Source organism: Ruegeria sp. YS9 (assembly GCF_024628725.1).
Classification (GTDB): domain Bacteria; phylum Pseudomonadota; class Alphaproteobacteria; order Rhodobacterales; family Rhodobacteraceae; genus Ruegeria; species Ruegeria atlantica_C.
On sequence record NZ_CP102409.1, the window covers coordinates 2,706,870 to 2,732,784 of the forward strand.

The following is a 25,915-nucleotide window of genomic DNA, read 5'->3' on the forward strand; positions in this document are numbered from 1 at the left end:
CCCAACCGATTATGCAAATTAACGGAACAGCGACAGAATCGACTGCGGTGCCTGATTGGCGATCGAAAGCGACTGTGTCGCCAACTGTTGCTGAACCTGAAGCGCCTGTAGCCGCGCCGAAGTCTCTTCCATGTCCGCGTCGACCAGCGACCCGATACCTGACTTGAACGAGTCGGACAGGTTCGAGATGAACTCTTTCTGAGTTTCGATCCGGCTTTGAGAGGAACCGAAAGCAGCCGACGCATCGATCGAAGTATCGATCAGCGATTCAACGGCGGCCAGGGCTGCGGTCGCACCCGCACCGGTCGAGACATCAATACCGGCCAGCGCGCCCAGACCACCTGCACCGGCATTCACGAACTGAGCCGAGAACGAAATGTCAGAGCCCGTACCGTTGGTGATGGACAGGGTTCCGGCTGTGCCCGAGTCATAATCCACGGTCAGACCGGTAATCCCAAGCTCTTCAATCTTCGATTTCAATCCAACGGCAACCAGATCACCGGTCGTTGTCGCGGCGGCGTCTTCGGCAGACACGGTATAGGACACGACCTGATCGTTGATCGCGACGACAACCTTGTCACCGGCGGCAAACACACCGCTGGATTCGTCGGTGACCAGCGCGGTTGCGGCAGTCGCGCCGTTGTCGATGGTTGCGCCAACGCGATCGTTGCCTGTCGATGCGCCGGTCGAACCGTCAAAAACCTGCTTGGTGACATAACCGCCGGTTGACAGGTTCTGCCCTGCAACGGTGATCGACGACGAGGTTACGGCGCCGGTACTGTCGCGGTCCAGCGACGCAAGGATCGAAGCGGAACCGGCAGAGCCGTCAACCAGGTTCAAACCATTGAACTGCGCCGCACTGACAACGGACGCGATCTGACCTTTCAGCGCAGTCACATCATCATTGATTTTGCCGCGGTCAACGTTGTCTTCCTGCGCGGCGACGATCTTGCCTTTCATCTGGGTCAGCAGATCAGTGACGGTTTCCGCAGCATTCCGTGCGACGGCGACGGTCGATTCACCAAGCGCGAGACTGTCCTTGATGGCGTTGAAACCTTTGACGTCCGACTCCATCACTTTGGAAATCGCCCATACTGCCGAGTTGTCCTTGGCCGTTGCGACATCCTTGCCGGTCGAGATCGCGTTCTGGGTGGAGGCCAGGTTCTTGTTAACCGACTTGAGCGTTTGCAGCGCAACCATCGCGCCATTGTTTGTCAGAATGCTGGACATAGCTTTCATCCTTTTCCGTTCGGGCCGTTTTGCCCATGTTCACCCCGCACTATTTGCGGGCATTGGTGTCTTTCTGACCTGTGCGACGCGCCGCGTGGCCGTTCGCGCCACCTGTTGATCTCAGGTGCAACACCACTTTTGAACCCGATCCCCTAACGGAGTGCTAAAACGCGTAACCCAGAAATTTCGGATTTGAATCAAACTTCTGCCTATGCCCGCTTTTCCAGCTTTGCCACGCTGCGCACCGCAAATTCACTTCGCTGTCCGTCCGCACCATAGGTGCTGAATTCCTGCCGAACGCGCCGCAATTCAGCCATTCGGCTGGCGACTGCCCGGATGCCCTCAGCCGCGCTGTTCAGCAGCGCCTGATTGCGCTCGGCTTTCTGTTGAACGCGAATCAGTGCCTCACTTTCCAGCACCTGAAGATCATTGATTGCCCCGATCAGCTTTTCTTTTTCAGGCACCATGCTGGACAAACGGTCCAGATCCCCTTGCACAAGTGCGGCACGTTCCAAATCCAGGACTTCTTCCAAAGACTTGATCAACGCATTATCGACTTTAGACGTCATCGGTTTTCTCCATCAGTGACTTGAACAGAATTTCGGAAAGGCCCACGCCACCGGACCGGGCCAGTTGCTGCGCCTGATGTTGAACAAGCATCGAAGAAAACTGATCCTCACCGGCGCCACCGCCAAAGGACTGGCGGGTTTTTCCCAACCCGGCAGATTTCAGCATTTCCGCCAGAAACGCCGCCTCCAGCTCTATGGCGGCGTTTTTCAGCCGGGTCTGGGGTGACTGTGATTGAGATACGTGAGGAAGGGTGGAAACCTTCATGGCATTCTCCGAATTTGCTTCGAACTTTCTCGATCAAAGGTGAAAGCGGTTAAAATAAACGTAACTTCCTACAGGCAGTGTTCCGACCAGTCACACGGAGCCGGAGCAAAATGCCCAACCCCCTAACGCTGGCGAACGCAACGCCGACCACACCCGAGAAAGCCGTCACATCTCGTAAGGCTCCGGGCCAAAACACCGGATCGGAGAGCTTTCAGGATGTCCTCGGGCAAGAGGTTGGTGCCACCGGCCACCCTGAAGGCGAAAACGCTGCCATCAGTGCCGAGCTGAATAATGTCGAAGCAGAGCCCGAGCCTGTGCCGGAGACAACGGCCGAGGCATCTGCAACGGCCCATCCCACCCAGATTTCAGAACGCACCGGCGAACAGAAAACCCCTTCTGCATTCCTCGAAACCCCCGGCTTGGACGAGGTAACGATGATGCCGGTTCAGGTTGCGGAGGCAAATCAAACCCCCTCCGAAATACCGGATCAACCACAGGTATTGGCATCCATAGGTTTGCCCACACAAGGCGGCACGCCTTCCCCGGTTCCGTCGCTCTCGCAGAAGGCGCAGGGTCCGGCGCCCCAACCTGTGCAAGTGGCAGCCATGACCGAAATCGGCCAGATGTCTGATCAGCTTGCAAAGCCAAAAGGCACGGTCGAACAAACGGGGGCCGTCCCCCTCCCGCTGGGCCCTGAAAAGAAACCGTTGCCCGAAGTGAACATTCTGACGCCCAAACCGTCAGCGCCTGACCGGGCGCCCTCGGTGGCGCAGCTTCAGCTGATGGCAACTGCTGTTGAAGCCGAACCGGTTGCACCCGTTGTCGAGGTTGAGGCCCTGCCTGCCGCCAGAGAGGAACCTCTGCCGCTGACCTCGCGCGACTCCGCGCCTCAACTCACGGCTCCGTCTACTGCCGCCCGAGCAGAAATCGCCCGTGCGATCGCTGGTCAGCTGTCGGCAGCGGTTCAGACACGCACCGGATCAGGAGCAACCGAAATAGCGTTGAATCCGGAAGAGCTTGGGCGTGTGTCGATTGTTCTGAACGGCCGGGAGGACGGCCTGCAAATCACCATTGCGACCGAGCGCCCGGAAACCCTCGAGTTAATGCGACGTCATTTGTCCGTTCTGACAGAAGAGTTTCAGAAACTGGGGTATGGGGATCTGAGCTTTGATCTGGGAACCTCTTGGGGTTCTGGCGCAGATCAAAAGGACGCAAATGACGCTGACACCCAATCCCCCTCACATTCAGAAGCTGCGCCGCAGGAACGGATCGATCACACAACTTCCCATCCACAGAATCTGGCCTCGGGCCGGGGCATCGACATGAGGTTTTGACCAATGATTACGCCTGTCAACACCACGCAGCCCGTTGCGGATCAACAAAAGGCCGGGGCATCACAAAAGTCCGCGATTACGTCGGACTTTGAGACGTTCTTGCTGATGCTAACGGCGCAGGCAAAGAATCAGGATCCGTTGGAGCCAATGGATTCGACCGAGTATGCGTCTCAGTTGGCGCAGTTCTCGATGGTCGAGCAACAAGTCCAGACCAATGACCTCTTGTCCACCCTGGCCAACGCATTGGGCGGTACGAAACTGAACGAGCTTGCAAGTTGGGTGGGCATGGACGTCCGTTCGACATCAGCCTTTCACTTTGACGGCCAGCCCGTAACACTGTTTGCTCAGGCCGACCCTGATGCGGACGCAACCAAATTGGTGGTCCGCGACAGTGACGGTACGGTGATCGATAAAGTCATTGTACCCACGACAACTGAAGAGTTTGTTTGGGCCGGAGTGGATTCTTCTGGAAATCCATTGGCCTCAGGCAACTACACTGCAACCCTGGAAAGCTACAAAGGCGATGAGTTGCTCTCCGAGAAACCTGTCGCCGCCTACGGTCGCGTCGTCGAAGCACAGGTTGGCGACGATACTGTTTTGCTGACATTGCAGGGCGGTCAGGTGATTCCCGCAACTCAGGTCACCGCAGTCCGAACTGGTGCTTGATCTGTCGGGCGGGACGGGCCAAAGCTTGGCAAATCGACTCGCCATAAGAAGTGATGGAACCTCTGCCCGACCTGCCTGCCCCCCCTCGAAATCTGGTTGACCATCTCTACGCGCAAGGATTGGTCAACGCGCATCCTCGGTTCGAGACCTTGTACGGCGGGCGCACCAACAGGGTGTGGAAGGTCAAGGGCCGCGACAACGACAAGGTCCTGAAACTCTACAGCACAGCATTGCGCAATCCTTTGTTTCGCAATGATGCAGAGTTGGAGGCCCAATGCCTGAAGGCGCTTGGCGCCACGGGTTTCGTGCCAAGGTTGCGGGCCACAGGGCAATACAAAGAAGCCCGCTGGGTGTTCTACGACCACGCCCCCGGAGCACCCTGGCGGCAGGATTCAGCCCAGGTTGGCGCCTTGCTGCGCAAGCTTCATACCCTGCCCATTGCCGTCCAGGCGCCAGTCGGTTGCAACGGCAGCGCAGACTTGCGAGCTCATGGAAACAGAATTCTGCAAGGCTGTACGTCACACGGGCGCGACAAACTCGCCGATTTGCAACCTACGAATCCGGTCGCACCTACGGAACGGACGTGCCTGATCCATGGCGACCCCGTGGCAGGCAATATCCTGGTGGCGACCGGCGGTCTGACCTTGATCGACTGGCAATGCCCGGCCCTGGGCGATCCCTGCGAAGACCTTGCACTTTTTTTGTCGCCTGCAATGCAGCAGCTTTACCGAGGCTCACCACTGTCGAAGAAAGAGGAAGACCAGTTTCTTTCGGCCTACGGCAGACCGGAAATCGTCGCGCGCTATCTACAGCTCAGGCCATGGTATGCGTGGCGCATGGCGGCGTATTGCCTCTGGCGCGCTGAAAATGGTGCGCCCGATTACGTGACAGGGTTGAACTTGGAAACCGCAATTCTGTAACGCCGCGCCTTATCGCAGGTCGGCCAGCGCCAGCATGGCATAGGCTGGCGGCATGAGCACGCGGCGCCAGCGTCCCAAAGGAAACCGACCCGGTGTTTGCGTCATCACGGCCGGCAGCCTGGCGTCCTGCCCCAGAACCAAGCGTGCCAGTGCTCGACCGCAATACGTGCCCATGGCGACGCCATTGCCGTGATATGCAAACCCGGCAAACATTCCCGGTTGATCCGGAACGGGGCCGACAAAAGGTGTCAGGGCCCGTGACAGGCACACCAAACCGGACCAGATATGAGTGACCTCGACCGTCGACCAGGCGGGAAACATATGTTTGAAATCCTGCTGGACCTTTCGCCGAATGGCCGCTTCAGCCCCGGCCGATGACCGCAGGCCGCCTCTCATCCCGAACAGAAAGCGCCCGTCTGGCATCAGGCGGAAATAGTGCAACAGATTGCGCGTATCGTAACACATCTGATCCGTAGTCCATCCTTGTGCCATCTGCTCGGATCTGCCAAGGGGTCGCGTTACCATGACAGTCGACTGTGCAGGCATGTATCGTCCGGACATCCAGGCCGGGATATCCTCGCTGGAATATCCGTTGGTACACACCAAGACCGCCTGCGCTTTGACTGACCCGCTCTGCGTTTGCAACACAAAGCCGGACGCCGTTTTTTCTACGCTCAGAACCGGGGAATTCCGGAACAGATGCGCGCCCATTGCTTCGGCGGCTCGGGCAATCCCGAACAGATATTTGCGAGGATTCAACCCGAAACCGACCGGCGAAGTGTATCCACCATGAAACGCGCCACCCATGCCCTTCGCAGGCAGGTCTCTGGCTTCGTGCAGGGTTCCCGCCTCGTCTGCATTGCGGCGCAGCATGTCCATCGCCTGCCTGGAATGCGCCAGCTGGGTTTCCCCGTTGGAGTGGGTATCCGCATCGATCTGATGCTGTACCAACAGATCAGCGACCAGTTGAACCGCTTCCTGTTCCGCCTTCGCATAGTCCAAAGCAGCATCGCGGCCAAACCGGCGCTGCATGGATTCGTAGCCAAGTTTTGAGCCGCCAAGACAGCAAAACCCGCCATTGCGGCCCGAGGCTCCCCACCCCGGTGCGCCGGCTTCGAACACCGCAACCGAAGCGTTTTCAGCCAAATGCAGGGCAGCCGAAACGCCTGTAAATCCGCCCCCAATGATGGCCACATCCACATGCATGTCACCCTGGAACTCTGGCCAATCCGGGCTGGCAACCGTTTCGTCCCACCAACAGCCGTCGAGAGGGTCGCTGCCATAGGCGTAGTCTGGAAAAATCCGCTTCATTCGGTGCGCGCGGCAGCCATTTCGTCCTGCTGCTGCCGTACCATAGCGCGTTTGGTCACAAGCGAGGCCGTGATTACCCCGACCGTCACCACAGCGATCATGATCGTCGACAACGCGTTGATTTCCGGGCTGACGCCAAGACGCACGGCCGAGAATATCTTGATCGGCAATGTCGTTGCCGACGGCCCCGAAGTGAAGGACGCAATCACCAGATCATCCAGCGACAGGGTAAAGGCCAGCAACCAACCCGAGATTACCGCAGGTGCGATGATCGGAAGGGTGACAAGACGGAAGGCTTGCGCGGGCGAACATCCAAGGTCCAGCGCAGCCTCTTCCAGCGAGCGATCAAAAGTTATGAGGCGCGAGGATACGACGACCGAAACGAAACACATCGAGAAAGTCGTGTGTGCCAGAACGATGGTCAGAATACCCCGATCCAGGCCGATGCCGATAAACAACAGCAACAGCGACAGGCCGGTGATCACTTCGGGCATGACCAGCGGCGCATAGATCATGCCGGAAAACAGTGTCCGGCCAAAAAAGCGCCCGCTGCGGACCAGTACATAAGCGGCGGCCGTTCCCAGAATTGTCGCCAGCGTCGACGAAAAGACCGCGACCCGGATCGTGACCCAAGCGGCATCCAGGAACGCTTCGTTCCGAAGCAGCTCTCCGTACCATTTCGTCGAGAACCCGGCCCAGACCGTAACCAGCTTGCTTTCATTGAAGCTGAAGATGATCAGGATGATCATCGGGATGTACAGAAAGGCAAATCCCAGTGTCAGCGAAACCGTGTTGAACCAGCTCAATCTGTTCATCCCTCTGCCTCCGCCTGTTTCTGCTGGTTGCGCTGGAACAGCACGATGGGAATGACAAGGATCAGCAGCAGCACGATGGCCACCGCACTTGCCACCGGCCAGTCACGGTTCGAAAAGAACTCTTCCCACAGAACCTTGCCGATCATCAGCGTACCGGAACCACCCAGAAGGGATGGGATCACGAACTCACCGATCACGGGGATCATCACCAGGAAACACCCTGCGATGATGCCTGGCTTGGACAGCGGGATGGTCACCAGCCAGAAGGCCTGCAAACGAGAGCATCCCAGATCCTCCGCCGCCTCGATCAGCGATCCGTCCATACGCTCCAACGCCGAATAGATCGGCAGGATCATGAAAGGCAGATAAGTGTAGACGATGCCGATATAGACGGCAGTTGACGTGTTCAGGATCGTCAGCGGGGTCGAGATGATACCGGTCCACAGCAAGATCTGGTTGAGGTACCCTTCGTTCGACAGAATGCCCATCCAAGCGTAAACCCGGATCAGGAACGAGGTCCAGAAGGGCAGGATGACCAGCATCATCAGTGTCGGTCGCCATTCCTGAGGTGCCCGGGCCATGCCGTAGGCAATGGGATAGCCCACCAGCAGGGTCAGGAAGGTCGAAATAAAAGCGATCTTGACGCTGGACAGGTAGGCTTTCCAATACAGATCGTCCTCGGTCAGCCAGACATAATTCTCAAGATCAAGCTGGCTGAAAAACTCCTTTATCCCCGTCCAACCGGCTGACAGGTCCAAAGTTGGCGTATAAGGCGGGATGGCAAGTGCGGTATCCGATAGCGAAATCTTCAGAACGATGAAGAACGGCACCAGAAACAGGGCCAACAGCCAGACGTAAGGAATGGCGATCAGAACGGCGCGGCGCATCAGTTGGCCAGCAGAACCGCAGCCGTGGCTGTCCAGGACAGCCAGACCGGGTCTTCCCAGGTGAACGAACGGCGCGAGATGCGGCGGGTGTTGGCCGTCTGCGCCTTGATGATCGTGCCGTTTGCCAATTCAACGTGATAGGTGGACAGATTGCCCAGATAGGCAATGTCGTGAACCTTGCCCTGCACGGCGTTGACCGCATCGACGGGTCGTTCGGCAGAGATTGTCACTTTCTCGGGGCGGATCGCCAGATGGCAGGACTGACCGTCTGAGAAAACAGCAGGCGAAGACGCCGAAAACGGGGCCTGACCTTCGGCCCATACGATCTGGTAGGCGTCCTCTCCGGATCGTGTCGCGCGACCTTCGATGATGTTCACATCTCCGATGAAGTCAGCGACATAAACAGATTCAGGGTTTTCATAGATCCGATCCGGGGTGGCCACTTGCTTTAACTGGCCCTGATCCATCACCGCGACGCGGGTGGCGACTGTCATCGCCTCTTCCTGATCGTGGGTGACGATGACAAAGGTGGTGCCCGTCTTCTCCTGAATATCCATCAGCTCGAACTGGGTATCTTGTCGCAGTTTTTTGTCCAGCGCACCCAACGGTTCATCCAGCAGCAGAAGCTTGGGCGCTTTGGCCAACGAGCGCGCCAGTGCGACGCGCTGCCTCTGACCGCCCGAGATCTGATGCGGTTTGCGACGGGCGAACTGTTCCAGCCGGGTCAGGCGCAGCATCTCTTCGACCCGGTCTTCCAGATCGTGCTTGGGCATGTTGTCTCGGCGCAGACCGAAAGCGATGTTTTCCCAGACACTCAGATGCGGGAACAGGGCATAGGACTGGAACATCATGTTCACGGCCCGCTTGTTCGGCGGGATGGGGTCGATATCCTGCCCGCCCAGCAAGATGTGGCCTTCGGTCGGGGTCTCGAACCCGGCCAGCATCCGCATCATCGTTGTTTTGCCGCACCCTGAAGGGCCGAGCAGGGCAAAAAACTCACGTTCGAAAATATCCAGAGACAGGTTGTCGATCGCCGTGAACTCGCCAAAGCGCTTGGTCACGTTCTGGAACTGGATCAAGGGTTTCGCCTGTGGGTCATTCCACGGCGCAAAAACGTCAGAACTCAAAGCAGCCCCCGCATGGTCAGTTTGGACAATAGTGCGGCGGGGCGATCGCCAGACCGCCCCGCGCTTTTGACCGGATCAGGTGCCTGACTTGATCTTGGTCCAAAGACGGGTCACGACCCGCTGTGTCTTCGCAGGGTACGGAGTCGTGATGTACAGGTTCTGCATCGTGGCTTCATCCGGATAAATTGCCGGATCGCCGATCACGTCTTCCTCAAGAAATTCCTGAGACGCCTTGTTGCCGTTGGCGTAGTACACGTAGTTGGACGCAGCAGCCATGTTGTTGGCATCCAGAATGAAATTCAGGAATTTGTGCGCACCTTCCGGATTCGGCGCGTCGGCGGGAATTGCCATCTGGTCGAACCACATCAACGACCCTTCTGCGAACGGGTGGTATTCGATGTTCACACCGTTGTCGGCTTCGGCCGCGCGGTCCCGCGCCTGCAAAATATCACCGGACCAACCCACGGCTACGCAAATATCGCCATTGGCCAGCGCGTTGATGTATTCCGAACTGTGAAACTTCTGGATGTAGGGGCGAACGCTTGTCAGAACGTCTTCGACCTTCTTGATCACTTCCGGGTCATGGCTGTCGGGGTCTTCACCGATGTACTGCAAGGTCATCGGTATCATTTCGGCTGGCGCATCAAGGAAGTGAACGCCACACGAGGCCAGCTTTTCCATATTCTCCGGCTTCAGAACCAAATCCATGCTGTTCAAGGCCACGTCGTCACCCAAGACTTCCTTGACCTTGTCGACGTTCACACCGATGCCCGTCGTTCCCCACATGTAGTTGATCGAGTAGGCATTGTTCGGATCATACCCTGCGGTACGCTCCTGAATCACGTCCCACAGATTTACCGCATTCGGCAACTTGGCCATGTCCAGTTCCTGAAATGCGCCCGCCTGAATCTGACGTTGCAGGAATGTGCCCGACGGCACCACCACATCGTATCCCGAACCACCGGCCAGCATCTTGGTTTCCAGAACCTCATTGCTGTCGAACACATCGTAGATCAGAGTCAGGCCGGTTTCTTCCTCGAATTTGCTCAGCAATTCTTCGTCGATGTAGTCGGACCAGTTGTAAACACGCACCTCTTCGGCGAATGCCGCCGAAGTCCCCAATGCGATGACCGCTGTCATGGTCAGCGTTTTGATTGTCATATTCTTCTCCCTGCAAGTGTACGGCTATTTTCCCGTTTTTTTGGATTTGATCAAGTTTTGCGTTTTTCCTCGATCCAGCGTATGGTTTCACGAGGTCTGTCACCTGACAAGTCAGGGTTAGTCGAAATGGGAAGAACCAATTGGATTTGATCAAAAATAAGGCATCTGCGTCGACAAACGACAAAGGGAAACAGCCCGCGCATGAGCAGGTTTATCAAACGCTCAGATCACAAATCCTGTTCGGCGAATTGGTTCCCGGCCAGCCTGTCACGATCCAGGGCCTGACTGATTCGCTGGGTGTTGGCATGACACCGGTGCGCGAAGCCATCCGCCGGTTGATCTCGGACGGGGCATTGGTGTTCCAAGGCAATCGGCGTGTAAGTGTGCCGCTGCTGTCCCCGGGCGACATCCAGGAAATGATCTTTGCCAGAACCGCAATAGAATCAGAGCTTTCAAGGCGCGCAACGTCGAATTTGCAAACCGAAGATATAGATCATCTGGAGCGACTCGACATGCATCTGGACCGTATGATTGCTGACGGGGATGTAGGCGGATATCTGCGTCTGAACCAGGCGTTCCACGAAACCTTGTACTCACACGCAAACGCACCGATTCTCAGCGATCTGGCCGAAAGGCTTTGGTTGCGGTTCGGTCCGTCGCTGCGTGTCGTATGTGGTCGATTCGGGACTCAAAGCCTGCCGGATCGGCACAAGGATATCATTGCCGCTTTGCGCAACCGAGACGCCGAAAAAGCCGCAAAAGCAACGGCACAGGACATTGAGCAAGGCATGGAATTGATCGCGGAGGCCCTGACTTCCACCTGACTCAACCCGATTCGATTGACAGCGATGAATTTGATCATATTGTGAACCGCAACTGCGTTCTTGTAGGAGATTCTCCGATGTCCACCATAACCAACCATATGCCGACCGCCGAATTGCAGGCGCTGGATGCGGCGCATCACATCCATCCTTTCTCGGCCAATGGTGCGCTGGGGCAGGAAGGGGCACGCGTGATTACACGCGCCAGCGGGGTTTACCTGACCGACAGCGAAGGTGAGGAAATTCTGGACGCAATGGCAGGTCTTTGGTGCGTCAATATCGGTTATGGCCGTGATGAGCTGGCCGATGTCGCGGCGCGCCAGATGCGCGAACTGCCCTACTACAACACCTTCTTCAAGACGACTCACGTGCCCGCAATCGCACTGGCCGCCAAGATCGCCGAGCTGGCACCGGGTGATCTGAATCATGTCTTCTTCGCAGCTGGTGGGTCCGAGGCCAACGATACCAACATCCGCCTTGTACGCACCTATTGGGCCGAGAAGGGGCAGCCGGACAAGAATATCATCATCAGCAGGAAAAACGCGTATCACGGGTCTTCCGTCGGGTCGGCTTCGCTGGGCGGTATGGCAGGCATGCACGCGCAGGGCGGCATTCCGATCCCGAACATTCACCACATCAACCAACCGAACTGGTGGGCGGAAGGCGGTGACATGTCACCCGAAGAATTCGGCCTGGCCCGCGCGCGCGAGCTGGAAGAGGCCATACAGGAGCTGGGCGAAGACCGCGTCGCGGCCTTCATCGCCGAGCCGGTTCAGGGTGCAGGCGGCGTGATCGTGGCGCCCGATACCTACTGGCCGGAAATTCAGCGCATCTGCGACAAATACGATATCCTGTTGATTGCCGACGAAGTGATCTGTGGGTTCGGCCGTACCGGCAACTGGTTCGGATCACAAACCGTGGGCATCAAACCGCATATCATGACCATCGCCAAGGGGCTCAGCTCGGGCTATGCGCCGATCGGCGGGTCCATCGTGAATGACGAGATTGCCGAAGTCATTGGCGGCACCGAATTCAATCACGGGTACACCTATTCCGGCCACCCCGTCGCCGCTGCTGTGGCGCTTGAGAACCTGCGCATTTTGGAAGAAGAGAAGATCGTCGAGCACGTGCGCGACGTTGCCGCCCCCTATCTGAAACAGAAATGGGAGGCGCTGGCCGATCACCCGCTGGTGGGCGAGGCGAAGATCGTTGGCATGATGGCGTCCATCGCATTGACCCCCGACAAAGCCAGCCGGGCCAAGTTCGCGTCCGAGCCCGGCACGGTCGGCTATATCTGCCGCGACCGCTGTTTTGCCAACAATCTGATCATGCGCCATGTGGGCGACCGTATGATCATCTCGCCGCCGCTGATCCTGACCCCGGCGGATATCGACGAGATGTTCGTGCGCATCCACAAGTCGCTGGACGAAGCACAGGCGGAAATCATCGCACAGGGGCTGATGAAAGCCGCATCCTGAGATCAAAAAAGGCTTCGATCAAGGGGCGGCCCGTTTGGGTCGCCTCTTTTTGTTCACCTCAGCCGCTCCAAAAGTGTCGCAGTTGGATAGCCGTCCGGCACCAAGCCCCGCGCAAGTTGGTAAGCGCGGACCGCATTGATGGTGTTCGGCCCGGTGCGCCCATCTATACCCTTCGTATCAAACCCGGCCTGGGTCAGCCGGGTTTGCAACTCTTTCTTCTCGGTGAAGCTCAGCGCCCGCTCATCTCGGGGCCAGTCGGACTGAAACGGTTCACCACCCGCAAGCCGGTCGGACAGATGTCCGATACCGATCACATAGGCATCGGCCCCGTTATAGGCCTCGATCACGCTGAAATTGTCGAAAATCATCAGCGCCACGCCCTGCCCCCCGGCGGGCAAAAGGATTGCGGCTTGCCCGTGATCCGGGATCGGTTTGCCGTCACGCCCCACCACGCCACGCGCCGCCCAATCTGACGGCAGCAGGGTGTAGTCCCGTTTGGCGGTGGCATAGTCGAACCCTTCGGGCAGGCGCACCTCAACGCCCCAGGGCTGCCCCTTTTTCCATCCGTGCCGCGCCAGATAGGACGCGGCCGAGGCCAGCGCATCCGTTGGGTCGTCCGACCAGATGTCACGCCGACCATCGCCATCGAAATCAACCGCGTGATCCAGATACGAGGTCGGCATGAATTGCGTGTGCCCCATCGCACCTGCCCAGCTGCCCAGCATGTTTTTGGCGCTGACATCCCCTGCCTGCACGATTCTCAGGGCGGCGATCAACTGCGTTTCAAAGAACTGCGCCCGCCGTGCATCAAAGGCCAGCGTCGCCAGGGAACTCAGCGTCCGGTTGCTGCCACGATAAGAGCCGAAAGATGTCTCCAGCCCCCAGATTGCCGTGACCACTTCTTTTTCAACGCGATATTCAGCCTCGATTTGCTTCAACACCTGCCGATGTTGCTGCATGGCGGCACGACCATTGGAAACGCGCGAGTCCGAGACTGCGGAATCCAGATACTCCCAGATCGGTTTCGAGAATTCCGCCTGATTGCGGTCTTTTTTCAGGATGTCCTCGTCAAAGGTCATGTCCGAGAACACCCTGTTCAACGTTCTTTCCGTTATGCCCTGCTGCTGCGCGCGCTCCTGAAACGCGCCGAGCCAGGCCTGAAACCGTGCGGTCACGGCCGCGGACACCCGCAATGCCTCAACTGCCGGGCGCGGGACCGGACGGATCGAAACCGTCACATCCGCCGAGGCCAGCCGGATCGTTTCGCCGGTCACTGCACTGTCTGGCCATTTCGTGTTTTCTGATGTTTCCGCCTGCACTATGGATGCCCACAATGCGACGGTCATGACGCCGCCTACGCATTTATGCATTCCGATTTTTCCTGATTACTGCTCAACCTCAGGGTAGCGCAAAATCGGTGAATCACAAAGTCTCAGGCATCCTCATCGCGCTCCTGTGCGTCGCGCTTTGCGCGGATTTGCGCCAAAACCTCGCGCAGCATCGGCACGCGGTTCGGTCTAAAGCTTTGATCTGTCACAGACATGTCCTGCATGCGATCCAACCGGAAGACGCGAAAATCCCGTCTCAGGTGGCACCAGCCGAGCAACACATTTGATCGATCCATGTAGACGATGCTCAGCGGGTTCACCCGTCTTCGTGTGGCATCGCCTTTTGCGTCCGTGTACGAGAACTCGACCGCGCGTTCGTCCCACGTCGCCTGCCGCAAAATGGCCACGTCGATGGTCGGCGCGGGCGGGCGATTGAACCGCGTTGCCGCCAGAACCGCGTGGCTCAGCCGATGGGACTGTCGCTGTGGCAATCGCCCCTGCAATTTCCGCAGGGCGGCGCTGGCTGCATCTGACAAGGCCGGGTCACCAATCACCTGAACTTCGCGCAGGCCAAGAACCAGGGCCTCAAGCTCGTCATCAGTGAAACCCAATGGCGGCAGCGTGGCATCTTCGATCAGAGTGAACCCAAACCCCGCTTCACCGTCGATAACGGCCCCCAGACCACGCAGCGCGTCAATATCCCTGTGAATTGTTCTGGCAGAAACACCCAGATCCTGTGCCAACTGTTCAGACGTTCTGGGCGATGGGCCAGAACGCAGGGATTGCATCAGTTGGAACAATCGGGCGGTGCGGGACATGATGAACCCTAGCCTAACCCTGATGACAAAAACTGTCATTAGGTCGGTTTACTTATCTGGCAAGTCGAAAAAACACGGAGCCGCACGATGCTGACCCTTCTCACCTATCCTTCTGCCTTCGGGCTGTTCAGCGCCAGCCCGTTCTGCGTCAAGACAGCCATGATGCTTCAACACTCCGGCCAGGCCTGGCAGCGTTCAGACATGCTTGACCCGCGCAAGATGCCGCATCAAAAACTGCCCGTCCTGCGCACGCCAGAGCGGTTGATACCGGACAGCGATCTGATCCGCGATTGGCTGGAACAGAAGGGGGCCGCGTTCGATCAGGGGCTTTCGGACGTGGAAAAAGCGCAATCCCGCGCGCTGGTGCGCATGGCCGAAGAGCATCTGTATTTCCACATCGTTCTGGACCGCTGGGGCAATGATGAGGTCTGGCCAATCCTTCGCGAAACCTTTTTCACCGGAATTCCGGCCCTGATCCGTAAGCCGGTGTCCAATGCGATCCGAAAATCCGTTCTGAAGGGGATCACGTCACAAGGGATCGGACGGTTCTCGTTGCCCGAGCGCATGGACCGGCTCGAACGCGATCTCGAGGCGATCTCGGCCTATCTGTGGCAATCCCGCTTCCTGCTGGCGGATCAACCGACATCAGCAGACATGAGCGTCGGCCCGATGCTCGCCGCCATGCGTGCAACACCTGCCGATACCCCACTGACCCGCAGGATCAAACAGGATAACCTGTTGAACAGTTACGTGGACCGGATGGAACAGGCGATACCGATTGCATGAAACCGTTTGATGACCCCTCGGTCGCATCGGCCTTTGAAGCCCTGCCCCCGCACGCACGCGCGGGGGTTTTGGCGCTTCGCGATCTGATCTTTGAAACGGCAGACTCTCTGCCCGCTGCCAATCCATTGCGGGAAGAGCTGCGCTGGGGCCAGCCCGCCTATCTAGCCCCCAAAGGATCAACGATCCGGCTGGGGGCTCATAAATCCGCGGATTTCGCGCTGTTCGTACACTGCCAAAGCCGATTGATCGGTGATTTCACCACGGCCTTCCCTGGCGAAGACAGGATCGACGGGAACCGGGCCATTCTGTTCGATGACCCGGGCCAGATAGATGAAACCCGCCATGGCTGGCTGATTGCCCGGGCGCTGACCTATCACCTTTGACGGCGCTTGCGTTCGACCTTGCGCTTGATCTTGTCCTTCTTGCGCTTGGTGCTGGCTGCCTTGCGTCGCGTCGACCGCTTGGCGGGTCCGCGCCCGCGCGGCAGGGCCTGATCGTCGATGGACAGCAGTTCCAGTTCCAACCCGCCGGTCACAGGTGTCGCCTCGGTCAGCCGCACCGTGACCCGCTGGCCGATGGCGATGATCAGCCCGGATTCCGAGCCCATCAGCGTTCCTGCCTCTCGATCAAAATGGAAGAATTCGCGCCCCAAAGACCGCACCGGCACCAGGCCATCCGCGCCCGTTTCGTCCATCTTCACGAAGGCCCCGAACCGGGCAATGCCACTGATCCGCCCGGTGAATTCGTTGCCCACACGTTCGCTGAGATAGGCCGCCAGATAGCGGTCGGTCGTATCGCGCTCGGCCATCATCGAGCGGCGTTCTGTATCCGAAATATGCGTGGCCGTTTCTTCAAGCCGGGCAATTTCGTCCTCGGTCAGCCCGTCCTTGCCCCAGCCATGGGCCGAAATCAGCGCCCGGTGCACGATCAGGTCGGCATAGCGCCGGATGGGCGAGGTGAAATGCGCGTAGTTGCGCAGCGCCAGCCCGAAATGGCCGAAGTTTTCCGGGCTGTAATAGGCCTGCGCCATCGACCGCAAGGTGCTGAGATTGATCAGCTCGGCATCCTCGGTGCCGGCGGCGGCATTCAGCAGCGCGTTCAGGTGACGGGTCTGGAGCACCTGCCCCTTGGCCAGATTCAGCCCGGCGGCCTGTGCCGTTTCGCGCAGGTTTTCCAGTTTTTCGGGCGCGGGTTCTTCGTGCACCCGGAACAACAACGGGCTGCGCTTGGCGATCAGCGTCTCGGCCGCGGACACGTTGGCCAGGATCATGAATTCCTCGATCAGCCTGTGCGCGTCCAACCGTTCGCGGAAGGCCACGCTTTCGACCTCGCCCTTGTCGTTCAGAACGATCTTGCGTTCCGGCAGGTCCAGCTCCAGCGGCTGGCGTTCGTTGCGCGCCGTCTTCAAGGCGCCATAGGCCGCATAGAGCGGCTTCAGAACGCTGTCCAGCAGCGGGCCGGTGCGGTCATTGGGGGTGCCGTCGATGGCCTCCTGCACCTCGGCATAGTTCAGGGACGCGGCCGAGCGCATCAGCCCGCGCACAAAGCGGTGGTCGATCTTGTTGCCGTTTGCATCGATGCGCATCCGCACCGCGATACAGGCGCGCGGCACGCCTTCGTGCAGCGAGCAGAGATCACCCGACAGACGGTCCGGCAACATCGGCACGACACGGTCGGGGAAATAGCTGGAATTGCCACGCTTGCGCGCCTCGCGGTCCAGCGCGGTGCCTGGGCGCACATAGGCGGCGACATCGGCAATCGCGACCCAGATCACATGTCCGCCCGGGTTTTTCGGGTCGTCATCAGCATGGGCATAGCAGGCATCGTCATGATCGCGCGCGTCCGAGGGATCGATTGTCAACAACGGCAAATCCCGCAGGTCCTCGCGGCCTTTCAGGCCAACGGGCTTGGCCTTGTCGGCCTCGGCAATCACCTTGTCGGGGAAATCATCCGGGATACCGTGCTGATGGATCGCGATCAACGAAACGGCCTTGGGCGCAGTCGGGTCGCCCAACCGTTCAACGATGCGCGCGCGGGGCAGCCCCATGCGGTTTTTCGGCCCGGCTTGTTCGGCCTCGACCAGTTCGCCATCCCTGGCGCCCAGCGCGGCGCCTTCGGCCACCAGCCATTCGGTCGATCCGGCCTTGTCGATCGGCACGATCCGCCCGCCTTCAGCCCCTTTTCGGAAGATACCCACGATTTTACGGGGGTTCGTCCCGATACGACGGATCAGGCGGGCTTCGTAATTGTGGTCTTCCTCATGCACGGCCGTCAGACGGGCCAGAATGCGGTCACCCTCGCCCAGCGCCGGGTCGCTGGCACGAGCAATGATCAGAACGATGGGCTCGACCCCCTCGCCATGCCATTCCAGCGGCCGCGCAAACAGGTCTCCATCCTTGTTCGGAGCTTTCACCTGCAACACACTGACCGGCGGCAGGCGATCCGGGTCGCGGTAACTGCGCTTGCGCTTCTCAAGATGGCCTTCGGCCTCAAGCTCCTTGAGGATACGTTTCAGATCAATCCGATCCGCGCCCTTGATGCCAAAGGCTTTGGCGATATCGCGTTTCGAGGTCAGGGTGGGGTTCGCCGAGATCCAGTCCAGGACCTCCTGCTTGGTAGGAATGCGAGTCATACGTCCGGCCTAGCATGCGTTTGCGACCGCGTCATGACCAAAAAACCTCAGGGTTCAAGATCGGCAACCGTATCCACATCGCGCAACAGATCAAGCAATGACACCCGACAGCCGGGGATCGAAGCAAGCGTGTCAGCCAATGCGTGTTCCGTCGACCAGCGCACGTCGCGGAACAGACTTGCCGGCAAGGCCGCATACCGTTGCGCTCCGACCAGCCAATAGCCACCATCGGGGGCAGGCCCAAACACCATCTGAGAACGCCCCAATGCATCGAAAGCACGGGCAATATGGGGGCGCGAAATGCCCGGAATATCCGCGCCGATCAGGCAAACCGGCCCTTTGGGCATACCGCGCAGCATCCGCGCCATGCGATCGCCCAGATCCCCACGCCCCTGCGCCGCGCGTGGCAGGTCAGCTGGCCAGACGCGGCTTTTCAGACCCTGCTGATCGGGTGAAACGGCCAAAACGATACGCCAGCGGGGATCGCGCAGCCTCCGGATCAAGGACCGGGTCTGGTGCCGAAACCACCACGCTGCGCCGACCATGCCGATATCTCGTCCAAGCCGCGTTTTGACGCGGCCCGGACGAGGTTCCTTCACCATGATCACCAATGTGCGCTGCATGGATCAGGCGAAATAGTCAGTCAGGATACGGGTATAGATAGACTTGAGCTGCTCAATCTGGGCCACATCGACACACTCGTCGACCTGATGCATCGTGCGCCCGACCAGACCGAACTCGACAACCGGGCAGTGGTTCTTGATGAAACGCGCATCCGACGTACCGCCGGTCGTCGAAAGCTCGGGCGTTGCGCCTGTTTCTGCCTTCACCGCCCCGGCCACCAGATCCGACAATGGCCCCGGCGGGGTCAGAAAGCTTTCGCCGGAAATTTTGATTGCGACATCTATTTCAACGCCGAACTGAGCGGCCACCTGATCCGCTTCCGACTTCAGCCAGTCACTCAGGCTGGCCCCGGAATGCAGATCATTGAATCGAATATTCACCGTTCCCTTGCACTGCGCCGGAATTACGTTGGTGGCCGCATTCCCGGTGTCGATTGTCACCACGGCCAATGTCGAAGCATCGAAGTGGTCCGTGCCCTGATCCAGTTCGTGCCCCGCCAACCGATCCATCAGCCGCGCCATGGCTGGCAAAGGGTTTTTGGCGCGATGCGGATAGGCTGAATGGCCCTGAACACCTGTGATCGTAAACCACGCAGTCATCGACCCCCGACGGCCGATTTTCATCATTTCACCCATCCTGTTCGGGCAGGTGGGCTCACCCACCAGGCAGACTGACATATGTTCATCTGCGCCGTCCATGTAATCCAGCAAGGCGGTCGTGCCATCCAGCGCGTCGCCTTCCTCGTCGCCGGTTATGGTCAGGATGATGGCTCCGTCCGGAGGGGTGTCGCGCACGAAATCAATCGCCGCAGCCGCAAATGCCGCAACACCGGATTTCATATCCGTTGCCCCACGCCCATACATCACACCATCGCGTATTTCGGCCCCGAAAGGCGGCATCGTCCACGCGGCCTCATCGCCGACTGGCACAACATCCGTATGGCCGTTGAACCCGAAACTGCGCGGATGGCCTTTCTGGCCCCACCGTGCGAACAGGTTGCTGACGCCACCACGGTCGACACGCGTGCATTCAAACCCCGCGTCCGCCAGCACCGACCCCAGCAGAACCAGCGCGCCGCCCTCGGCAGGTGTGACCGATGGGCAACGGATCAGATCGGCTGTCAATTGGACGGGGTCGGTCATGCAATGGCCTCTGGAACAGTGTCTTTCGCGGGTTCGCGCACAGATTCAACGAATTGGCCGGTTTTCCAACCCCAATTCGCAAAAATATCCTTTCACCCAACCGAGCTGGTATCAAAGCGACACCCAGACAAATCATGACGGTTTACCCGGCGACCATCTTGCCGCCCGCCGCATAATCGCGCTACAGGGCCGCGAAACAGGTGAATGAATATGAAGCGCGCATTCTTCGCACTGATCTGCCTGACTTTCGCCGTCCTCGCGCAGCAGAGCATGGCGCAGTCTCTCACGGTTACGACAGTGACCCGCCCCCCGTTTTCCTATGTCGAGGACGGTGCGGAAACCGGCTTTTCGATGGATCTGCTCGCGGCGCTGGCAGAGGCGCTGAACTGGGACTATTCCGTCAATCGGGTCGATTCCTTTTCGGAGATGCTGGGCGCGGTCCGGGATGGATCTGCGGATCTTGCAGTTGCCAATATCTCGATCACCGCGCAGCGGGAAACGCAAATGGACTTCACCCAGCCGATCTTTGAGGCGGGCCTGCAAATCATGGTGCCATCGGAAGCCGCGCGCCAGCCGTCGCTGCTGCATGCGTTGCTCTCAAAAGAGTTGTTCATCGCCATCGGCCTGGCCTTCGCCATTCTGTTGGGCGGCGGCATGCTGATGTGGAGCTTTGAGCGCCGCGCCCAACCCTATTTCGACCGCAAGCTGAACGAAGCCTGGTTTCCCTCGTTCTGGTGGGCGCTGAACCTTGTCGTGAACGGCGGTTTCGAAGAGAGGATGCCGCGCACGCCATTCGGCCGGCTTCTGGGTGTCGTTCTGGTTGTTTCGTCACTGTTCATCGTGTCCGTTTTCACGGCCCGCATCACCTCGGTCATGACCGTGGAGGCGATCACGGGCAGCGTGAATTCGGTGAACGACCTGTATGGCAAGAGTGTCGGGACAATCACGGACTCGACCGCGGCAAGCTTTCTGAACCGGCGTGAGATTGAATTCACCGGCTATCCCGGGCTGGAGCAGATGCTGGATGCGTTCGAGGCCAAGCAACTTGACGCTGTGGTCTTCGATGCACCGATCCTGTCCTACTACGCGGCCCATGAAGGCCGGCGGATTGCATCGATGACAGGCGGCGTCTTCCTGCGCGAAAACTACGGTATCGCTTTCCCGACAGGGTCGCCTCTGGTCGAGGATGTCAACCAGGCCCTGCTTTCGTTGCGTGAAGACGGAACTTATGACGAAATCTATCGCAAGTGGTTCGGTACGCGGAACTAGGTCTGCGCCTCGTCTCCGAAGAACGGTGTCATCTGCGCGACGATCACGGCGTTTTCATCCAGCGCGCGCTGCATCAGGGCACGTTCGTCGGGTTCGATCTCATGTCCCTGTGCCTCACGCTCGGCCAGGGTCCCGTAGCCGGTGACATCCAAAGGCGCGGTGTCGGCCTGCTTCAGAATAGCCACCGTCTCGCGCACAGCCTCGGCTTCGTCCACGCCACTGGCATAACAGATCAGTGCCGCCCCGGTCGCACCGTCCGGCAGCCCGTCTCCATCCTTGCGGCCGATCTGGACCAGAAGGGTATAGACTTGCTGACGCGAGGGCTTCTTTTGCTTTTCCATGGGCCATGCATTACGCGCGGTGTTTTGAAGGGTCAACTGCTTCCATCGATCCAGGCTTTGAGGCTAGGATCTTCCGCAGCCCGCTGCCTGGCCTTTAGGCCCTGAGGACTTGCAGGAATGCGACTCAGCAAAACCCTTTTCCCGTTTTCGCCCAAAAATTGAGCAGTGCTCGAATTCGATTCCCCAAGTTGAATCGGGCACATTTTTGCCACATTTGAGTCGTGATTCTAGCCATTTTCTGCTGAGTTCGACGCGTTTCCCGCCTTTTGCAACGATGAAGACAGGCCATCTCTACGCTGGAGCCACTGCGAAAGTCATTTTTTACAGGAGAATTAAAATGAGTGTTCTGTCCAAGTTAATGATGACGACTGCAAGTGTGATTGCGCTTTCCGGAGTACCTGCTGTCGCTGTGCTGTCGTTTGTGACGCCGGGTGCGGCGTACGCTCAGGACGGCGGCGGCGATAACGAAGGCGGCGGCGACAGCGAAAGCGGCGGCGACAGCGAAGGCGGCGGCGACAACGAAAGCGGCGGCGACAGCGAAAGCGGCGGCGACAGCGAAAGCGGCGGCGACAGCGAAGGCGGCGGCGACAACGAAAGCGGCGGCGACAGCGAAAGCGGCGGCGACAGCGAAAGCGGCGGCGACAGCGAAAGCGGCGGCGATAACGAAAGCGGCGGCGATAACGAAAGCGAAGGCGACAGCGAAAGCGGCGGCGATAACGAAAGCGGCGGCGATAACGAAAGCGAAGGCGACAGCGAAAGCGGCGGCGACAACGAAGGCGCGGAAACCAATGCTGAAAACTCAGAAGTTGACGCTATGCAGGGTGAAAACCGCTGACCCACAAAGGGTGATCCTCTGAGATGAGCCTCATGCTCAGGACAGGTTTTGGTCGGGGTTCGGCCTCACCTTGAACGACACCCCAAAAAAATCTAAAGGCCGGAGCGGGTCTGCTCCGGCCTTTCTGTACAACCGCGGCGATCAGTCCCGCAGCAACTCGTTGATGCCGGTTTTCGACCGGGTCTTTTCATCCACCCGCTTCACAATCACCGCACAATACAGGTTGATGTTGTTCTTTGACGGCATCGAACCCGCGACGACCACGGAATAGGGCGGGACTTCGCCATATGTCACTTCGCCGGTTTCGCGATCCACGATCTTGGTGGATTTGCCAATGAACACGCCCATCCCCAGAACCGAGCCTTCGCGGACGATGCAGCCCTCGACCACCTCGGAGCGCGCGCCGATAAAGCAGTTGTCCTCGATGATGGTAGGGCCGGCCTGCATCGGCTCCAGCACGCCGCCGATGCCAACGCCGCCCGACAGGTGGACGTTTTTGCCGATCTGCGCGCATGAACCAACGGTCGCCCAGGTATCGACCATGGTGCCTTCATCCACATAGGCGCCAAGGTTGACGAAGGACGGCATCAGCACCACGCCCGGCGCGATATAGGCCGACTTGCGGACAACGCAGTTGGGAACCGCGCGGAACCCGGCCGAGCGCCATTGATCTTCACCCCAACCGGCGAACTTGCTGTCCACCTTGTCCCACCAGCCGCCGTCTTGCGGACCGCCAGTCTGGATTTCCATGTCCTTGATGCGAAAGCCCAGCAGAACCGCTTTCTTCGCCCACTGGTTCACATGCCAGTCGCCGTTTTCCAGCTTTTCAGCAACACGCAGCGACCCGCTGTCCAGCGCGTTCAGCGTGTCTTCGATCGCTTCGCGTTGTTCACCTGCCGTAGCGGGTGTGATCGTGTCGCGCGCCTCCCAGGCGGCTTCGATGGCGGCTTCCAGTTGCGCGTTGGACATGGGGCGTCTCCCTACAGAATCTGTTCATGTTGGTTTGGCCTATACGCAAGCCAGGCCCATGGCGCAATGCGACGAACACGGGCCGTTTTGCGGCTGACAGGCCCGTAATCAGCTGGCGCGGCGTATATGTCGGGTCAGAATACCTTTTGCCGTGCTCAGGTCCTTCCGCCTGAGCGCCTGAACAAGCGCCGCGTGGTCCTTGTCTGTCTGCTGCACCCATTTCGACCGCCAGTGCGCAAACAAATGGCGTGCGCTGGCGATATGCAGGTCGTCAATTGCATGCAAAAGCCGGGGCAACCCGCAAGGCGTCAGAATGCAGCGATGGAACGCTCTGTTCAGAGCCTCCCATTGGGGCATCGTCTGCGCCTCGTCACAGGCGATGCGTGCGCGATCGATCTTTTCCAATGCGACCGGAGACATGTTCTGCACCGATTGCTGCAACGCCAGTGTTTCCAGCGCCACGCGCATTTCGATGACCTCTCGCACCTCTGCCGGGTCCAGCGCCGTGACCCGCATGCCCCGGCGCGGTTCATGCCGGGCCAATCCATGCGCCTCAAGCCGCAACAGGGCTTCCCGCACCGGAACATGGCTGGTGTCGAAGGCGCGGGCAATATGATCCTGCCGCAGCTTTTCCCCGGCGCTCAGCTCTCCGGTGATGATCTGCTGGCTGAGGTTCTGGTAAATCGTGTCGGAAATCGTGGCCGTCATGAATTATAGATAAAATCCGCAACGCCCATCCACAACCAGATAATTCACCCCGCAAGCGGGTCCGGCGCAATATTCGCACCGCACACCAGAACGGCCACACGCTCGCCCGGTTCGGGCCGATACACGCCCGAGGTCAAGGCTGCCAACGCCGTAGCACCAGCCGGTTCCACCAGAATACGATGCGCCTGCCACAACATCTTCTGAGCTGCCGCGATGGCGTCATCCGACACAAGGACCGAAGTCATCCCCTGCGCGAGATCAAAACAGATCTGCCCGATCCGGCGCGCGCCCAGGGCGTTCGCTGCAATCCCGGATACCGAGACATCCACCGGCTCACCGGCCTGCAACGCCGCATTCAGCGCGCACGAGGTTTCGGGCTCCACCGCGACGACTTTGCGCGCGCCGTCGAACCACGCCAACGCCCCGGCGATCAGCCCACCGCCGCCCACAGCGACCAGCACCGTGTCTGCCTGCAAGCCCTGCGCATCCCATTCCGCAAAGCAGGTCCCCTGCCCCGCCACAGTCGCCGGCGCATCATAGGCGTGTATCTGCATCGCTCCGGTTTCCGCTTCATGCGCCTGCGCCTGTGTCAGCGCATTGGCGTATTCGCCGGACACAACGCTCAGATCCGCGCCGGTCTGCCGGATCAATGCGATCTTGGACGGACCCGCCAGTTCAGGCACGAAAATCTTGGCCGGATAACCAAGCGCCTGCGCCGCAAAGGCCGCCGCTGCACCATGATTGCCGCCGGATGCAGCCACGACCCCTGCATCGGGCACGTCGAGGCTCAGCAACGTATTGAACGCGCCGCGCGCCTTGAAACTGCCCGTGTGCTGCATGTGCTCCAGCTTCAGCTCAACGGGATAGCCCGGTATTCGGCTCTCGATCACCGGCGTCACCTGCGTATGTCCGTCGATACGATCCTGTGCCGCTGATATTTCGTTCTTCCAATTCATTCTTGTCTTTCCGTGACTGGCACTCTGCCCGCGAACCCTATAGCTGTTTGGAAAACACGCAAGCAGGGATCGATCACCCATGAGAGAAGACCGCCACAATCCGTTTCGCGATGCGCAGACAGATCGCTCGACAGCGAGCGAAGTGCCGGACACGCCGCAAACGCGATCGTCCGCCTATCGCCTTGCCTTTGCCGATGACGAATTCCTGTGCCGGGACGAACTGCGCCCGGTGCGTCTGCAACTGGAACTGTTGAAACCCGAGATGATCATGAGCGAGCGCGAGATCACCTCGACCATCGTGATGTTCGGCGGCGCGCGCATCCCTGAACCATCGCAGAAACACACCGCACGAACGGAAACACTGGCCGGTCTGTCGACCTATTACGACGAGGCGCGCGAGTTCGCGCGGCTGATGACCGTGAAATCGAACGAGACCGGCTGCCGCGAAAACGTGATCGTGACGGGCGGTGGCCCCGGTGTGATGGAGGCAGGCAACCGTGGTGCACAGGACGCGGGCGGATGCTCTATCGGGTTGAATATCGTTCTGCCGCACGAGCAGGCCCCGAACCTTTATGTGACGCCGGATCTCAGTTTCAACTTTCACTATTTTGCCATCCGCAAGATGCATTTCCTGATGCGGGCCCGCGCCATCACAATCTTCCCCGGCGGCTTCGGGACAATGGATGAGTTGTTCGAATCCCTGACTCTGATTCAGACCGGCCGGATGGAGCGCGTGCCTTTCCTGCTGTTTGGTCGCGAATTCTGGGAGAGGGTCATAAACTGGAAAGCACTGGCCGATGCCGGCACCATCTCGGACGAGGATCTTGACCTGTTCCGCTTTGTGAACACGGCGCAGGAAGCGGTCGAGATCATCGAAAACTGGGAGCCCGCCCCGCCCCGCGACGAAATTCCGGGGCGCTGAA

Annotated in this window: 27 protein-coding genes; 10 read left to right on the top strand and 17 right to left on the bottom strand. The window is 59.2% G+C overall.

The features are described from left to right. Positions 1-18: 18 nt before the first annotated feature. The 3 genes from NOR97_RS13700 to NOR97_RS13710 all read right to left on the bottom strand — a co-directional run bounded on the left by NOR97_RS13700 (position 19) and on the right by NOR97_RS13710 (position 2,064). Positions 19-1,230: a flagellin gene (locus tag NOR97_RS13700; protein WP_170345564.1), complete on the bottom strand. Its 1,212-nt coding sequence runs from the start codon at positions 1,228-1,230 to the stop codon at positions 19-21. A 209-nt stretch (positions 1,231-1,439) separates the two neighbouring features. Beyond that, positions 1,440-1,799: a flagellar biosynthesis protein FlgN gene (locus NOR97_RS13705; RefSeq protein ID WP_170345563.1), complete on the bottom strand. Its 360-nt coding sequence runs from the start codon at positions 1,797-1,799 to the stop codon at positions 1,440-1,442. Next, complete coding sequence (locus NOR97_RS13710) at positions 1,789-2,064, bottom strand: rod-binding protein (protein WP_171230574.1); 276 nt, start codon at positions 2,062-2,064, stop codon at positions 1,789-1,791. Before NOR97_RS13710 ends, NOR97_RS13705 begins: the two co-directional genes overlap by 11 nt. A gap of 110 nt (positions 2,065-2,174) precedes the next feature. Here NOR97_RS13710 and NOR97_RS13715 point away from each other — a divergent pair, with 110 nt between their 5' ends. Genes NOR97_RS13715 through NOR97_RS13725 form a run of 3 tightly spaced genes read left to right on the top strand, consistent with a single transcriptional unit; the run spans position 2,175 to position 4,984 of the window. After that, positions 2,175-3,398, top strand: a complete 1,224-nt coding sequence (locus NOR97_RS13715) for a flagellar hook-length control protein FliK (protein WP_257599443.1) — start codon at positions 2,175-2,177, stop codon at positions 3,396-3,398. 3 nt (positions 3,399-3,401) lie between these two features. Further along, entirely contained in the window at positions 3,402-4,064 is a 663-nt protein-coding gene (locus NOR97_RS13720; RefSeq protein WP_257599444.1) for a flagellar hook capping FlgD N-terminal domain-containing protein, read from the top strand. A 53-nt stretch (positions 4,065-4,117) separates the two neighbouring features. Beyond that, positions 4,118-4,984, top strand: coding sequence for a phosphotransferase (locus tag NOR97_RS13725; protein ID WP_257599445.1), 867 nt, complete (start codon positions 4,118-4,120; stop codon positions 4,982-4,984). 9 nt (positions 4,985-4,993) lie between these two features. Here the strand turns inward: NOR97_RS13725 and NOR97_RS13730 are convergent, their stop codons facing one another. From NOR97_RS13730 to NOR97_RS13750, 5 genes are all read right to left on the bottom strand, one after another. Then, positions 4,994-6,295, bottom strand: coding sequence for an FAD-binding oxidoreductase (locus tag NOR97_RS13730; protein WP_257599446.1), 1,302 nt, complete (start codon positions 6,293-6,295; stop codon positions 4,994-4,996). Next, positions 6,292-7,110: an ABC transporter permease gene (locus NOR97_RS13735; RefSeq protein WP_257599447.1), complete on the bottom strand. Its 819-nt coding sequence runs from the start codon at positions 7,108-7,110 to the stop codon at positions 6,292-6,294. The genes NOR97_RS13730 and NOR97_RS13735 overlap by 4 nt, the downstream gene beginning before the upstream one ends. Beyond that, positions 7,107-7,997, bottom strand: a complete 891-nt coding sequence (locus NOR97_RS13740) for an ABC transporter permease subunit (protein WP_170345556.1) — start codon at positions 7,995-7,997, stop codon at positions 7,107-7,109. Before NOR97_RS13740 ends, NOR97_RS13735 begins: the two co-directional genes overlap by 4 nt. After that, on the bottom strand, positions 7,997-9,124 hold the full coding sequence (locus NOR97_RS13745; RefSeq protein ID WP_170345555.1) for an ABC transporter ATP-binding protein: 1,128 nt from the start codon (positions 9,122-9,124) through the stop codon (positions 7,997-7,999). Before NOR97_RS13745 ends, NOR97_RS13740 begins: the two co-directional genes overlap by 1 nt. 75 nt (positions 9,125-9,199) lie before the next feature. After that, entirely contained in the window at positions 9,200-10,285 is a 1,086-nt protein-coding gene (locus NOR97_RS13750) for a polyamine ABC transporter substrate-binding protein (protein ID WP_170345554.1), read from the bottom strand. A 140-nt stretch (positions 10,286-10,425) separates the two neighbouring features. Between NOR97_RS13750 and NOR97_RS13755 the strand changes: the two genes are divergently transcribed. Both NOR97_RS13755 and NOR97_RS13760 read left to right on the top strand, forming a co-directional pair. Then, positions 10,426-11,109, top strand: coding sequence for a GntR family transcriptional regulator (locus tag NOR97_RS13755; protein ID WP_171205251.1), 684 nt, complete (start codon positions 10,426-10,428; stop codon positions 11,107-11,109). Between the two features lie 77 nt (positions 11,110-11,186). Next, positions 11,187-12,584 (top strand): aspartate aminotransferase family protein, encoded by a 1,398-nt coding sequence (locus tag NOR97_RS13760; protein ID WP_170345552.1) that lies wholly within the window; start codon positions 11,187-11,189, stop codon positions 12,582-12,584. A 53-nt stretch (positions 12,585-12,637) separates the two neighbouring features. Here NOR97_RS13760 and NOR97_RS13765 read toward each other — a convergent pair whose 3' ends face one another. Further along, on the bottom strand, positions 12,638-13,954 hold the full coding sequence (locus NOR97_RS13765) for a lytic murein transglycosylase (protein WP_257599448.1): 1,317 nt from the start codon (positions 13,952-13,954) through the stop codon (positions 12,638-12,640). A gap of 62 nt (positions 13,955-14,016) precedes the next feature. Continuing rightward, entirely contained in the window at positions 14,017-14,730 is a 714-nt protein-coding gene (locus NOR97_RS13770; protein WP_257599449.1) for a YafY family protein, read from the bottom strand. Between the two features lie 87 nt (positions 14,731-14,817). Here NOR97_RS13770 and NOR97_RS13775 point away from each other — a divergent pair, with 87 nt between their 5' ends. Then, positions 14,818-15,516, top strand: coding sequence for a glutathione S-transferase family protein (locus NOR97_RS13775; RefSeq protein ID WP_257599450.1), 699 nt, complete (start codon positions 14,818-14,820; stop codon positions 15,514-15,516). Beyond that, on the top strand, positions 15,513-15,899 hold the full coding sequence (locus tag NOR97_RS13780; protein WP_257599451.1) for a DUF1801 domain-containing protein: 387 nt from the start codon (positions 15,513-15,515) through the stop codon (positions 15,897-15,899). Before NOR97_RS13775 ends, NOR97_RS13780 begins: the two co-directional genes overlap by 4 nt. Here the strand turns inward: NOR97_RS13780 and rnr are convergent. Genes rnr through dapE form a run of 3 tightly spaced genes read right to left on the bottom strand, consistent with a single transcriptional unit; the run spans position 15,890 to position 19,914 of the window. Further along, complete coding sequence (rnr, locus tag NOR97_RS13785; protein ID WP_257599452.1) at positions 15,890-18,148, bottom strand: ribonuclease R; 2,259 nt, start codon at positions 18,146-18,148, stop codon at positions 15,890-15,892. The genes NOR97_RS13780 and rnr overlap by 10 nt on opposite strands. Before the next feature lie 47 nt (positions 18,149-18,195). Then, positions 18,196-18,771, bottom strand: a complete 576-nt coding sequence (locus NOR97_RS13790) for a TIGR04282 family arsenosugar biosynthesis glycosyltransferase (protein ID WP_257599453.1) — start codon at positions 18,769-18,771, stop codon at positions 18,196-18,198. A 3-nt stretch (positions 18,772-18,774) separates the two neighbouring features. Further along, complete coding sequence (dapE, locus tag NOR97_RS13795; RefSeq protein WP_257599454.1) at positions 18,775-19,914, bottom strand: succinyl-diaminopimelate desuccinylase; 1,140 nt, start codon at positions 19,912-19,914, stop codon at positions 18,775-18,777. A gap of 210 nt (positions 19,915-20,124) precedes the next feature. On the opposite strand from dapE, the gene NOR97_RS13800 reads away from it, so the two are divergent. Further along, a complete protein-coding gene (locus NOR97_RS13800) occupies positions 20,125-21,183 on the top strand; it encodes a transporter substrate-binding domain-containing protein (RefSeq protein WP_170345545.1) in 1,059 nt (352 codons plus the stop codon). Here the strand turns inward: NOR97_RS13800 and NOR97_RS13805 are convergent. Then, positions 21,180-21,524, bottom strand: coding sequence for a hypothetical protein (locus NOR97_RS13805; RefSeq protein WP_257599455.1), 345 nt, complete (start codon positions 21,522-21,524; stop codon positions 21,180-21,182). The genes NOR97_RS13800 and NOR97_RS13805 overlap by 4 nt on opposite strands. A 109-nt stretch (positions 21,525-21,633) precedes the next feature. Between NOR97_RS13805 and NOR97_RS13810 the strand changes: the two genes are divergently transcribed. After that, positions 21,634-22,359 carry an MSCRAMM family adhesin SdrC gene (locus NOR97_RS13810; protein WP_257599456.1) on the top strand — a complete coding sequence of 242 codons (726 nt, stop codon included), beginning with the start codon at positions 21,634-21,636 and terminating at the stop codon, positions 22,357-22,359. Positions 22,360-22,500: 141 nt separating this feature from the next. On the opposite strand, the gene dapD is transcribed toward NOR97_RS13810, so the two are convergent. The 3 genes from dapD to NOR97_RS13825 all read right to left on the bottom strand — a co-directional run bounded on the left by dapD (position 22,501) and on the right by NOR97_RS13825 (position 24,992). Beyond that, positions 22,501-23,328 carry a 2,3,4,5-tetrahydropyridine-2,6-dicarboxylate N-succinyltransferase gene (gene dapD, locus NOR97_RS13815; protein ID WP_152459315.1) on the bottom strand — a complete coding sequence of 276 codons (828 nt, stop codon included), beginning with the start codon at positions 23,326-23,328 and terminating at the stop codon, positions 22,501-22,503. 108 nt (positions 23,329-23,436) lie between these two features. Further along, complete coding sequence (locus NOR97_RS13820) at positions 23,437-24,036, bottom strand: GntR family transcriptional regulator (RefSeq protein WP_152459316.1); 600 nt, start codon at positions 24,034-24,036, stop codon at positions 23,437-23,439. Positions 24,037-24,080: 44 nt separating this feature from the next. Continuing rightward, positions 24,081-24,992, bottom strand: coding sequence for a threonine/serine dehydratase (locus tag NOR97_RS13825; RefSeq protein ID WP_257599457.1), 912 nt, complete (start codon positions 24,990-24,992; stop codon positions 24,081-24,083). A 79-nt stretch (positions 24,993-25,071) separates the two neighbouring features. Between NOR97_RS13825 and NOR97_RS13830 the strand changes: the two genes are divergently transcribed. Beyond that, on the top strand, positions 25,072-25,914 hold the full coding sequence (locus NOR97_RS13830; RefSeq protein WP_257599458.1) for an LOG family protein: 843 nt from the start codon (positions 25,072-25,074) through the stop codon (positions 25,912-25,914). The last annotated feature ends 1 nt before the right edge of the window (position 25,915 follow it).